We start from the raw sequence: 12078 nt of genomic DNA on the forward strand, positions 1-12078 counted from the left end.
ATCAACGCACCGCAGGCTCCGGTTCCTGCTGCGGCTGCTGCTGCTTCGGGACCGGCACCGGATAGAACTCCCGAGGGCGTCCCTTCCTGTCCCGCAACCCGGCCAGCAGGCTCCCGGGATACTCCACCGCCCAGTAGCTCACGGTCGCCACGAGTGCCCCGGCCGCGAGCACGAGCAGCACCGCGAGCGGGAACCCCGCCTGGGAGCGGGGCAGGGCGCCGGCGTCGTACAGGGCCAGCATCAGCGGCTCGTGCCAGATATAGAGGCTGTAGCTGACGAGGCCGACGCCGGTGAGCCATCGTGAGCGCAACAGGGCGTGCCAGCGGGGGCGCGCCGGTGTGCGGATGTGGAGTGTGCCGTAGAGCAGGGCGAACCAGAGGAGCGCGGCGAGGGGGTGGTAGTAGGTGTGCCAGGTGTTCTCCGGGTCGGAGTGGTACGACAGGGCGTACAGGCCGGCTGCCGAAGTCACCGCCATCGCCGTCGCCCAGCCCGCGCTGACCCGCCCCCGCTCCCTCAGCGCCACCAGCAGCACCGCCAGCAACATCCCCGCCGCGAAGCCGCCCAGGCGGGCCTGCGGGCCGAAGTACACGGGCCAGTTGGTGTGCGGGATACCGAGGGCGTGGTGGGCGACGGCGATCCAGGCCACCGGTGCCAGGTAGAGCGCCGCGCAGCCCGCCGCGCACAGGGTGACGCGGGCCCGGCGGGTGCGCAGGCGGCGGCAGGCGCGGATCGCCAGGGGGCCCACGGCGACCAGGGTGAGGTAGAACGCGATCTCCAGGGACAGCGACCAGGTCGGGCCCAGGGTGTAGAAGATGCGCTGCTGGTCGAAGACGTGCGTGAACGTGAGGTGTTCCAGCAGGTCGCGCCAGTCACCGGGGAGGGACGGGTTGCGCAGGGACCACACGAGGAGGACCGCGAGGACGTAGAGGGGCAGGATCCTCGTGGCGCGGCGGAAGAGGAAGTCCCGTCCCGGGCGGGTGCGGTCGTCGCCGTCGATCGCGGCGCGGGCGTAGGAGAGCGTGAGCAGGTACGCCGACATGACGAAGAACAGGTCGATGACCTCCAGGGAGATCAGCGCCCCGAGGTAGGGGTTGTCGACCGGCGGGTGGGCGCCCTGTGCGTCGTAGACGTAGTACTGCTGCCAGACGTGGAAGACGACCGTGCTGAGGGCGGCCAGGCCCCGGAAGCCCTGGAGTTCGAGGCTGCGTGTGGTGCTCACTCCTGCCCCACCGCCTTTGCCGCCGCGCGGGGTGTGACCCGCCAGCGCCGGTCCCCCAGGAGTTCCTTGAGGTGCGACTGCCGGGCGACGATGTTCTTGAAGTGGGTGTAGAAGACCGTCGAGATCAGTGCGTGGCGCCAGAACCAGCCGCGCCTGGCGCGCAGTTCGGGCAGGGCGAGCCGGCCCGCGAACGCCGTCTGGACGAATCCGGCCGAGAGGGTGAAGGCGAAGGCGAGCAGGCATGCCGGGGTGGCCCAGTCGACACGGTCCGCGCCGCCCGCGCGGACCGCCGAGTGGAGCAGGATCGGCAGGATCTGCAGCGACAGCCACGGCTGCACCTCGCGCCAGCCCAACAGCACCACGAGCCCCGTCTTCTGACGGCGCGTGAAGGACGGCGACCGCAGTGCCTGCCCCAGGTGCCGCAGCGACACCTGCAGCCAGCCCTGTGCCCAGCGGGAGCGCTGGTTCCACAGGGGCTTGAGACGGGTGGGCGCCAGCTCCCGCGAGATCAGCGTCCGGTCGCTGGCGATCCGCGCACCCTCGCTCAACGCGCGTAGCGTCGAGTCGATGTCCTCCGTCAGCATCGAGCCGTGCATCCGGATACGGGCCAGCAGGTCGGTGCGCCAGAAGCCGTTGGAACCGCCGAAGATGCCGAAGCCGTACAGGCGGGTCCGGCCGGGGTGGCTGACGGCGTAGATCGCCTCGAACTCGGCGGCCACCTGCCGGGCCACCCAGGAGCTGTCGCCGTTGCGGATCACACAGTGGCCCTGGACCACGTCGTAGCCGTGGGACAGCCAGTCCCAGGCGTGACGGAAGGCGTCTGGCGCGGGATGGTGGTCGGCGTCGAAGATGCCGACGAATTCGCCGCGCACGCGGCTGACGGCGGCGTTCACGTTCTGCGCCTTGGATGTGCTGCCGGCCACCGGAAGCAGCACCAACCGCCGGTCGCGGCGGGCGATTTCGCGCAGGGTGTCCTCGACCGGCAACGCGTGGGGCGTGTTGTAGGCGAGGACGATCTCCAGGTCGTTCGGGTAGTCGAGGCGCAGGAACGACTCGACGGTGTCGACGATCGTCGCGGCCTCGTTCGGCAGGTACGCGGCGATCACCGCGCTCGCGGGCGGGTACGGCTGCGCGGGCGCCGCGGGCCGGGTGGGCGCGTCGAGCGCGAAGAGGCATTCGAGGAGGATCAGCGCGGCGGACAGGACCAGTCCGGCGACCACGGCCCAGTAGACCACCGAAGCCACGTCCCAGCCCAGCACCGCGTAGGCCTGCTCGTACAGCGCGAACGGCACGCCCACGCCGACCAGCAGCGCGAGCAGCGGGGAAAGGGCCAGCAGCAGCGGTCGTACGACCTTCTTGGCGCGGCGGCGTGGGGTGGCGGCCCGCATCCACGGCTCGTAGCGGACGGGCCGCAGATCGCGGTGGCGCAGCGCCTCGGCGACGGCGTCGGCGGCCTGCCCGACGGCCCGTTCGGCGAGCCGTTCGGTGGGCCTGGCGTCGGCGTCCGCGAGGGGCAGCCAGCCGACGGCAGGGGTCAGCCGTACGTTCTCGTCGGCGACCACGAACCGGGTGCCGGCCACGGCGGAGGCGAACTCGGTCAGTGCGCGCCGGGCCGTCTCCTCGTCCACGCCGGGCATGAGGACGAGGAGCCGCCCTTCCTCGTCCCAGCCGAGCCGGTCGCTGCCGTTGCCGAGCCGCTCGGCGACCCCGGCGAGGCGTTCGGCGACCTCGCGGCGCACCCGTGCCCCGAACCGTTCCTCCAGCGCGTCCGCCTCGGCCACGCCGACCACCGCGAGGACGCCGTCGCGACGTCCGGGACGGCTTTGGGGGCGGCGCAGTTCGCGGTCGAGTTCGGCGTGGAAGTGGGGGGCGGAGTACAGACCGGTGCGCGGGTCGAGGGCCAGCCGGTCGACGGGGACCGGGACGCGGTGCAGCTTGGCCGCGATCCGGGCCGACAGCTCGACGGGGTCGGCGGCCTCCGGCAGGCAGTCGTCGGCGCCGCTGCGCAACAGCCTTGCCACACCGGCGGGTTCACGGTCGGTGGTGACCATGACGAGGGGCAGGACCTGGCCTTGGGGCGCGGTGCGTATCTCCTGTACGACGGCCACCGCCTGTTCGACGCCGCCGTGCCCCTCGAGGGCGACGATCGCGTCGGGCGGCGCCTGCTGGACGCTGCGGCCGACGTCACCCGGGACGGCGTGGGTGACCGCGTAGCCGGTGGATTCGAGGGTGCGGGTGAGCTTTTCACGCCGGGGGCCGGGGGTGCCGACCGCGAGGATGTGGCGGTGCGGGGGTGCTGATTGCTCGTCCGGTTCGTCGAACTCCTTTGTGGGAGGGCAGGCGAGAGCGTTCCGGGGCGCGGGTGAGCGCCTCAGTTCGGTGTGCATGTATGTGGGTCCAATCCTGTTCGGATGTGGGGGGAGGACCTTTTGTCGGTACGTACGCGTTGTCGGTACGCGCAAGTAGCCTCACCGGGCGCTGTGACACCACACCTGTGCCGATGTAAAACGTTCATTGCCTTTGCGTGACCATGCCAAGGAGATGAGGGAATCGCGTGCCCGAGTGTGAGGGCACCGCGCAGCGTGGAACCTAGGGCTGGTTTTCCCCGTCCGGCTCCCAGTCCAGCAACCGCACCTTCGCGACCGTACGGACATGCCGGCGCATGGCGGCGGCCGCCCGTGCGGGGCGGCCTTCCGCGATCGCGTCCAGGATGGCCTGGTGCTGGGCGAGGGAGCGGGCCGGGCGGTGGGGCTGGCGGAGGGACTCGGTGCGGCTCTCGGCGATCTGGCCGGCGATGGAGCGCATGAACTCGGCGAGGATGCTGCTGTGTGCGGCGGCGGTGACCGCGGCGTGGAAGAGGCGGTCGCCCTCCACTCCGTGGCCGTCGCCCTCGATCTCCTTCGCCATGTGCGCGAGGGCCGACCGCATCGCCGCGAGATCCTCCTCCGTGCGCCGCTCGGCGGCCAGTTCGGCGAGTTTGGTCTCCAGCGCCTCGCGGGCCTCCAGGACGTCGGGGAGGCGCCGACGACGCTCGACCATCCGCTCCACCGGCTCCACGTCGAGGCTGTCCCGCACGAGGTACGTGCCGCCCCCGTGCCGCACCTCCACCAGGCCCTGCACCTCCAGGACCACGATCGCCTGCTTCACGGAGGCCCGGCTGACCCCCAGCCGCTGGGCGAGGTCGCGCTCGGTCGGCAGCCGGTCCCCGGCGCCGAGTCCGCCCTCGGTGACGTAGGCGCGGAGCCGGTCGAGCACCTGCTCGTAGAGGCGCTGCTTGGTCATGGGGCGCAGGGCATCGGTCACGGGGTCCCCCCTCTCGCCCGGAGCGTAACACCGGGGCCGGTGAGTGGTCGGGTGGCTGAGCCAATTTCTGTGCGCCCCCTTGACGTGCCGTCCCCGCGCGCCCACGCTAACCAGCCAGCAGACCGAATTGGCTCAGCCACTTGGCCACTGCCGCCCGTGCTCACAACCGCTCCGGGACCCAAAGACGGGAGCCCGTATGTCCCCCGAACTCATCTCGATCCTCGTCCTCGCCGTGGTGTTCGTCATCGCCACCACCCGCTCGATCAACATGGGCGCGCTCGCCTTCGCCGCCGCCTTCGCGGTCGGCACCCTGGTCGCCGACCTCGACGCGGACGGCATCTTCGCCGGCTTCCCCGGCGACCTCTTCGTCGTCCTCGTCGGCGTCACGTACCTCTTCGCCATCACCCGGGCCAACGGCACCACCGACTGGCTGGTGCACGCCTCCATCCGGCTCGTACGGGGCCGGGTGGCGCTCATCCCCTGGGTGATGTTCGCCCTCACCGGCGCGCTCACCGCGATCGGCGCCGTGAGCCCCGCCGCCGTGGCGATCGTCGCGCCGATCGCGCTGAGCTTCGCCGCGCGCTACGGGATCAGCCCGTTGCTGATGGGCGCGATGGTCGTGCACGGCGCCCAGGCCGGCGGCTTCTCGCCGATCAGCATCTACGGCTCGATCGTCAACGGCATCGTCGAGCGCGAGAAGCTGCCCGGCAACGAGGTCACGCTGTTCCTGGCCTCCCTCGTCGTCAACACGGTCATCGCGGGCGTCGTGTTCGTCCTCTTCGGCGGGCTGAAGCTGTGGGCGCAGGGGGCGGTGGACCCGGACGACCGGCCGGAGGGCCGAGAGGACTCCGGGGACTCCGACGGCTCCGGCGGCTCCGACGGCGAGCCCTTGCCGGCCGACGGAGGCACCGGCACCGCCACCGTCACCCGCCCCGCCCCCACCCCGGTCGCCACACCCCGCCTCACCCCCGCCCGCACCGCCACCCTCCTCTCCCTGGTCGCCCTCGTCGTCGCCGTCCTCGCCTTCGACCTGGACGCCGGCCTGACCGCGATCACGCTCGCCGTCATCCTCAGCACCGTCTGGCCGGACGACAGCCGCAAGGCGGTCGGCGAGATCGCCTGGCCCACCGTGCTGCTGATCTGCGGTGTGCTGACGTACGTCGGTGTACTGGACGAGATGGGCACCATCACCTGGGCCGGCGAGGGCGTCAGCGGCATCGGCGTACCGCTGCTGGCCGCCGTACTGCTCTGCTACATCGGCGCGATCGTCTCCGCGTTCGCCTCGTCCGTCGGCATCATGGGCGCGCTCATCCCGCTGGCCGTGCCGTTCCTGGCGCAGGGCGAGATCGGGGCGGTCGGGATGGTGGCGGCGCTCGCAGTGTCGGCGACCGTCGTGGACGTGAGCCCCTTCTCGACGAACGGCGCGCTGGTGCTGGCCGCGGCACCGGACGTCGACCGTGAGCGTTTCTTCCGTCAGCTGATGATGTACGGAGGGATCGTGGTGGCGGTGGTGCCCGCGGTGGTGTGGCTGGTGATGGTCGTGCCTGGCTGGGGGTAGGACGACGGACGACAGCAGCCGGTGTCCCTCGAACAGTTCCGGTGTCTCGAACACTTAAGGAGTACGACGCGTGTCCTCTCTCTTCCCGGCCCTGACGGGCGCTCCGGCGGAACGAGCCGCCCTGCGTTTCGGCGACCGTTCCCTGACGTACGGCGAGGCGGGCGCCGCCGCCGGTGCCCTCGCGGCACGCATCGGCGGGGCGGGCAGAGTGGCCGTCTGGGCGACCCCGGCGCTGGAGACCGCCGTGGCGGTACTGGCGGCGCTTCAGGCCGGTGTCGCCGCCGTACCGCTCAACCCGAGGTCCGGGGAGAAGGAGCTCGGGCACATCCTGTCGGACTGCGCGCCACAGGTGGTGCTGGCCGCAGCCGGAGATGAACTCCCTTCCGCTCTGGGCGACTTGGAGCGCGTCGACGTCGACGTGCACGCCACCGGTCCCCGCCCCCTCCCTTCCCCTTCGGCGTCCGGCGAGGACCCCGCCCTGATCGTCTACACCTCCGGCACCACCGGCCCGCCCAAGGGCGCCGTGATCCCGCGCCGGGCCGTCGCGCACACCCTGGACGCGCTCGCCGACGCCTGGCAGTGGACCGGCGAGGACGTACTCGTCCACGGTCTGCCCCTGTTCCACGTCCACGGCCTGGTCCTCGGCATCCTCGGCCCGCTGCGCCGCGGCGGATCCGTACGGCACCTGGGCAGGTTCAGCACGGAGGGTGTGGCGCGCGAGCTGAACGAGGGCGCGACCATGGTGTTCGGCGTGCCGACGATGTACCACCGCATCGCCCAGGCGCTCCCCGAGGAACCGGGCCTGGCGCAGGCGCTGGGCAAGGCCCGCCTCCTCGTCTCGGGCTCGGCCGCGCTCCCCGTGCACGACCACGAGCGGATCACGGCCGCGACCGGGCAGCGGGTCGTCGAGCGGTACGGCATGACGGAGACGCTCATGAACACCAGCGTCCGCGCGGACGGCGAGCCGAGGGCCGGGACGGTGGGCCTGCCGCTGCCGGGCGTGGAGCTGCGGCTCGTGGAGGAGGACGGGACGCCGATCACGTCGTACGACGGCGAGACCGTGGGCGAGATCCAGGTGCGCGGCCCGAACCTGTTCACCGAGTACCTGAACCGCCCCGACGCGACGACCGCCGCTTTCACGCAGGACGGCTGGTTCCGCACCGGCGACATGGCGGTACGCGACCCCGACGGCTACGTCCGGATCGTCGGCCGCAAGGCCACCGACCTGATCAAGAGCGGGGGTTACAAGATCGGGGCGGGCGAGATCGAGAACGCGCTCCTCGAACACGCGGGTGTGCGGGAGGCGGCCGTCACCGGCGAACCGGACGCCGACCTGGGCGAGCGGATCGTGGCGTGGATCGTCCCGGCGGATCCCCAATCACCGCCCGCGGCAGAGGAGTTGGCGGACCACGTCGCCGCCCGCCTGGCCCCGCACAAGCGCCCGCGCAAGGTCCACTACCTCGACGCCCTCCCCCGCAACGACATGGGGAAGATCATGAAGCGGGCCCTGACCCATGACTGAGCGGCGCCTGTCGGCACGCGAGGTCATCGCGCGACTCGCCGACGACTCCACGTTCACCGAACTCCCAAACCCCGAAAGGCAGTCCGGGCCCGACGGCCCCCTCTCCTGGCAGGGCTACGGCGCCTCACGCGCGCGTGCCGCCGAGCGCACCGGCGAGGAGGAGTCGGTCGTCTGCGGCACCGCGAGCGTGGCGGGCACGCGGGCCGTGCTGCTGGCCTTCGAGTTCGGCTTCCTGGGCGGCTCCCTCGGCGAACGCACCGGGGACCGGCTGGAGGCGGCGTACGCGTACGCCCGCGCCCACCGCCTCCCCGTCGTCCCGCTGGTCGCCACGGGCGGCAGCAGGATGCAGGAGGGCATGGTGGCGCTGACCCAGCTCCAGCGCGTGGCACGGCAGTCGGCGCTCACCCGGGAGGCGGGCCTGCCCCAGATCGCGGTCCTCCGCGACCCGACGACGGGCGGCGGCTGGGCCACCCTCGGCGCGGGCGCCGACGTCATCCTCGCCCTGCCCGGCGCCCAGGTCGGCTTCGCGGGCTCCCGGGTCCGCCCACCGGACGCGGATCCGACGGCGTACACGGCCGAGGCGCAGGTGGCGGCGGGGGCGGCGGACGCGGTGGTGCGGCCGGAGGAACTACGGGAGGTGCTGGGCCGCTGGCTGCGGTTGCTGGCGGGACCGCCCGCCCAGGAGGCCGCGGTACCCCACGCCCTGGGCGCGCACGACCTGCCCGCCACGGGCTGGGACGCGGTTCGCCGCGCCCGCGCACCGCGACGCCCCCGCGCCGAGGCCTACTTGGACGCCTACTTCACCCATCGCGCCCCGATCAGCGGCGACCGCTGCGGGGGCGTCGACACCGAGGGCATGCTCTGCGGCTTCGGCGCGCACGAGGGCCGTACGGTCGCCTACGCCGCCCAGACCGGCACCGCGACCCGCCCGGCCGGCTACCGCACCGCCGCCCGCCTGATCCGCTTCGCGGACCGGCTCGACGTCCCGGTGCTGACACTGGTGGACACGCCGGGCGCCGCCAATGACGCGGCGGCGGAGCGGCAGGGGGCGGGCGCCGCCATCGCCGACCTGTTCGGGGCGGTGGCCGCGGCCCGCGTCCCGATCACGACTGTGCTGATCGGTGAGGGCGGTTCGGGCGGCGCGCTGGCCTTGGCGGCACCGGGCAACACCTGGGCCACGCCGGACAGTTACTTCTCGGTGATCGCACCGGAGTGGGCGGCGGCGATCCTGAAGCGGGGGCCGGAGGAGGTGGAGGCGACGGCGGATCAACTCCGGATCCGGCCGCAGGATCTGGTGGAGCTGGGGGTGATCCGGGGAGTCGTCGAGGGGTAGGGGACCTCCCGGGCCGCCGTTGGGCGCGGCAGGACGGAAACCGGGACAATCCCAACGGCCGTCCGGAACAATGGGCATGCTCGACGGACGACGGTGTGACGGGGGCGTCATGACAGGCCTGAAGGGTGCCGAGTGGCACGCCCGCATCGAGTGCGGGGGCAGGGTGTCCGGGGCGGGCTTCCTGGTGGCCCCGGACAAGGTGCTGACCTGTGCGCATGTCGTCGAGAACAGCGACGTGGGCCCGGTGACCGTGACCTTCCCGCAGCGCCCCGGGGACGCTCCGGTGGCCGCACGGGTCGTGGCGCACGGCGGCTGGGACGGCCGGGTCCACGAACTGGGCGATCTGGCTGTGCTGGAGCTGGACCGCGAGCCGGCCATCGCCCCCGCGTCGCTCGCCCCGGCCGACGTACCGCACGGCGACCGCAAGCTCGTGGCCTACGGGTTCCCGGCCGGGTACGACGACGACGGCACGATCGCCGAGTTCCGTACCGTCGCGGCGCAGTTGCTGATCAGCGGTGAGTGGGTCCAGCTGGAGGCCTGGAGCGGGCACGGCCAGCCACTGGCCGTCGGTTTCAGCGGCGCCGCGGTCACCCTGCTCGACACCGGCCAGGTCATCGGCATGGTCACGGCGGCGGCCGGCGCCCACGGCGTACGCACCGGCCGGATGATGCCCACACACGTGCTGGCCCGCTACTGGCCCGACCTCAGCGCCCTCGTGCCGGTGCCGGGTTCCGGGCACGCGCGGGGAACACCGGGTCAGGGACCGGCGCACGTCGGCGGGGTACCGGGGCGGGACCTCGCGCATCCGTACGGCAGGCCGACCCCGTGCGCCCCCGCCCCGGCCTCCGGCCACCCCGACGGCCCCCGACTGCGCGCCCTGGTGGAGAAGGCCGCCCGGGCCGGCCTCGACTGTGACCCGGTCCGGCTCTACGCCGGCGCGGCCGGGCCGTTCGATCCGTTGCCGCCTGCGGAAGGGTTCGGGTCCTTGTGGTCGGCGGCGTGGTTCGTGCTGTGCGAGGTGGACGACCCGGGCACCGTGACGCGGTTCGCCGACCGGCTCGACGCGCTGCTCACCGCCCCGCCCCCGGCCGAGACCGGCGCCATCCTCGTCGAGCTGGGCCACAGCGGCGCCGGTGACGACCTGGTGCGGGTCGAGGTGTCGGCGTACAGCGCGGGGCGTCGGCATCCGGTCCCCGCGGAGACGGTCCCGAAGGCCCGGCTGTGCGCGTACGTCCAGGACCGTATCGAGGACGCCTTCTGTCATCTGACGCCCGGCGCCGATGAGTTGATCGCCTTCGCGCTGCCCCGCGACTGGCTGGACTGGCCGGTCGACCGCTGGGAGAAGGGTCCCGACGACGCCACCCCGCTCGGCTGCGTCCACCCGGTGGTGGTCACCGACCACGCCCGGCGCAGAACCAGCACCCGGCACATCCTCACCAGCGTCTGGCAGCGCCTGGACTCCCGCACCGGCGCCCGCGTGCACCGCGTCGGGTGTGGCGGCGCCGAGGACCCGAGGAAGCTCCGGCTGGCCTTGCTGCAGTCCGAGGTCTGCCTGGCGGGTTTCGGCGCGACGGCCCGTTCGGCCCGAACCCGCCCGCACTTCGAGGCGTCGCTCACCGCGCCGACGCCGGTGATCGTGTGGTCCCGACGGGGCTGCGACCCGGGGGAGGCCGACTGCGCGGGTAGCCACGACTGCCCCGGTACGGCGTTCCTGGACGCCCTCGACAGACTCGTCTCCTGTGTGCCGCCCGCCGAACTCCCGCGCCGCGTGCTGAGCCTGCGCCAGCACGCCGACGCGGAGGACGACCACTGGGCGCGTGACATCCAGCTCCTGTGGGACGACCCGCGCCGCTTCACCGACCCGCACGCCACGGCCGTACACAGCCGGTCCCCCGTCGCCTGACCCACCCAGGGACCGGACCCGTCAACGGAGAGCAACCGGAGAGAGCGCCCCATGCCGCACTGGTCCGTCTATACCGGCACCAACCAGCCGCACGACGGCATCGCCGAACTGCCCGCCCCACCGCCCTGGCGGGCGTTCGACGGCGGCCCCGCACTGCCGCCGCCCGGCGACACCGACGACGAGGCGGCGGTCTCGCCGGACCGTATGCACCGGGCGAGGACCTACGTGCCGACGCCGGAGAGCGTCCAACTGGTCAACGCCGCGCTGTGCCTGCGCCGCCCGCTGCTGGTCACCGGCCCGCCCGGCACGGGCAAGTCCTCCCTGGCCTACGCGGTGGCCCGGGAACTGCGCCTAGGCCCCGTCCTGCGCTGGAACATCACCAGCCGCAGCACCCTCGCCGACGGCCTCTACCAGTACGACCCGCTGTCCCGCCTGTACGCGGCGCGGCGGGACGACGGTCCCGGCCCCGCCCCTGACGGCATCGAGGACCATCTGCGTCTGGGGCCCCTGGGCACGGCCCTGCTCCCCTACGACCGTCCACGCGCCCTCCTCGTCGACGAGATCGACAAGAGCGACCTCGACCTCCCGAACGACCTGCTGAACATCCTGGAGGAGGGCCAGTACGAGATGCCCGAACTGGTCCGCGCGGCCCGCCACACCACTGACGGCAGCGCCCAGGTCCTGGCCGACGGCACGGACACCCCCGTGCCGGTCCTACGGGGCCGGGTCCGCTGCCGCGCCTTCCCCTTCGTCGTCCTGACCAGCAACGGCGAACGCGAGTTCCCGCCCGCCTTCCTCCGCCGCTGCGTCCGTCTGCGCCTGCGCCGCCCCGAACGGGCCCAGCTCACGGACATCGTCCGCGCCCACCTCGGCGAGCCCGACGCGGAGGCAGAAACCCTGATCACGGAGTTCCTGACCCGCGCCGGCACCGGCGAACTGGCCACGGACCAGCTCCTCAACGCCATCTACCTCACCGGCATCGCGGGCCTGCAGGCCGACTCCCGCGAGAAGCTGGCCGAGCAGCTAATGCCGTATCTGAGCGCGGCGGCCGACGGCGATGGGGTCTGACGGGCGGGGGTCCGCCGTTGCCCGGCTGGCCACCGTACTGGCCGCGGCCACGGGAGCGGACGTATCCCCGGAAGCGGGACCCACGTCCCGCGAACTGGCCGAACTCATCTGGCTGGCCGAGCAGTTGCGAGGTGAGCGGGAGAACGCAGCTCCCGGTCGGCCAGCGCCCACC

General features: G+C 73.0%; 8 protein-coding genes. 5 read left to right on the forward strand and 3 right to left on the reverse strand.

Annotated features, from left to right (window positions below; all coding sequences use genetic code 11):
* Position 1: 1 nt before the first annotated feature.
* The 3 genes from AB5J49_RS14915 to AB5J49_RS14925 form a co-directional block, all read right to left on the reverse strand.
* Positions 2 to 1219: an acyltransferase family protein gene (locus tag AB5J49_RS14915; RefSeq protein ID WP_369169122.1), complete on the reverse strand. Its 1218-nt coding sequence runs from the start codon at positions 1217 to 1219 to the stop codon at positions 2 to 4.
* A complete protein-coding gene (locus tag AB5J49_RS14920) occupies positions 1216 to 3606 on the reverse strand; it encodes a glycosyltransferase (RefSeq protein WP_369169123.1) in 2391 nt (796 codons plus the stop codon). Before AB5J49_RS14920 ends, AB5J49_RS14915 begins: the two co-directional genes overlap by 4 nt.
* A 202-nt stretch (positions 3607 to 3808) precedes the next feature.
* On the reverse strand, positions 3809 to 4522 hold the full coding sequence (locus AB5J49_RS14925; protein WP_369169124.1) for a FadR/GntR family transcriptional regulator: 714 nt from the start codon (positions 4520 to 4522) through the stop codon (positions 3809 to 3811).
* A gap of 196 nt (positions 4523 to 4718) precedes the next feature.
* On the opposite strand from AB5J49_RS14925, the gene AB5J49_RS14930 reads away from it, so the two are divergent.
* The 5 genes from AB5J49_RS14930 (at position 4719) to AB5J49_RS14950 (ending at position 11906) form a co-directional block, all read left to right on the forward strand.
* Complete coding sequence (locus AB5J49_RS14930) at positions 4719 to 6080, forward strand: SLC13 family permease (protein WP_369169125.1); 1362 nt, start codon at positions 4719 to 4721, stop codon at positions 6078 to 6080.
* A gap of 70 nt (positions 6081 to 6150) precedes the next feature.
* Entirely contained in the window at positions 6151 to 7602 is a 1452-nt protein-coding gene (locus AB5J49_RS14935; protein WP_369169126.1) for an acyl-CoA synthetase, read from the forward strand.
* The gene (locus AB5J49_RS14940) at positions 7595 to 8935 is read left to right on the forward strand and encodes a carboxyl transferase domain-containing protein (protein ID WP_369169127.1); all 1341 of its coding nucleotides are present in this window, start codon (positions 7595 to 7597) and stop codon (positions 8933 to 8935) included. The genes AB5J49_RS14935 and AB5J49_RS14940 overlap by 8 nt, the downstream gene beginning before the upstream one ends.
* Positions 8936 to 9044: 109 nt before the next feature.
* Entirely contained in the window at positions 9045 to 10838 is a 1794-nt protein-coding gene (locus AB5J49_RS14945) for a trypsin-like peptidase domain-containing protein (protein ID WP_369169128.1), read from the forward strand.
* 51 nt (positions 10839 to 10889) lie between these two features.
* Complete coding sequence (locus tag AB5J49_RS14950; protein ID WP_369169129.1) at positions 10890 to 11906, forward strand: AAA family ATPase; 1017 nt, start codon at positions 10890 to 10892, stop codon at positions 11904 to 11906.
* Positions 11907 to 12078: the final 172 nt, after the last annotated feature.

Source organism: Streptomyces sp. R28 (assembly GCF_041052385.1).
Classification (GTDB): domain Bacteria; phylum Actinomycetota; class Actinomycetes; order Streptomycetales; family Streptomycetaceae; genus Streptomyces.

Bases quoted from the DNA above. Each gene is read 5' to 3' on its own strand.
- AB5J49_RS14940 (WP_369169127.1), top strand. From the start codon at position 7,595: ATGACTGAGCGGCGCCTGTCGGCACGCGAGGTCATCGCGCGACTCGCC.
- AB5J49_RS14945 (WP_369169128.1), top strand. From the start codon at position 9,045: ATGACAGGCCTGAAGGGTGCCGAGTGGCACGCCCGCATCGAGTGCGGG.
- AB5J49_RS14920 (WP_369169123.1), bottom strand. From the start codon at position 3,606: ATGCACACCGAACTGAGGCGCTCACCCGCGCCCCGGAACGCTCTCGCC.
- AB5J49_RS14950 (WP_369169129.1), top strand. From the start codon at position 10,890: ATGCCGCACTGGTCCGTCTATACCGGCACCAACCAGCCGCACGACGGC.
- AB5J49_RS14930 (WP_369169125.1), top strand. From the start codon at position 4,719: ATGTCCCCCGAACTCATCTCGATCCTCGTCCTCGCCGTGGTGTTCGTC.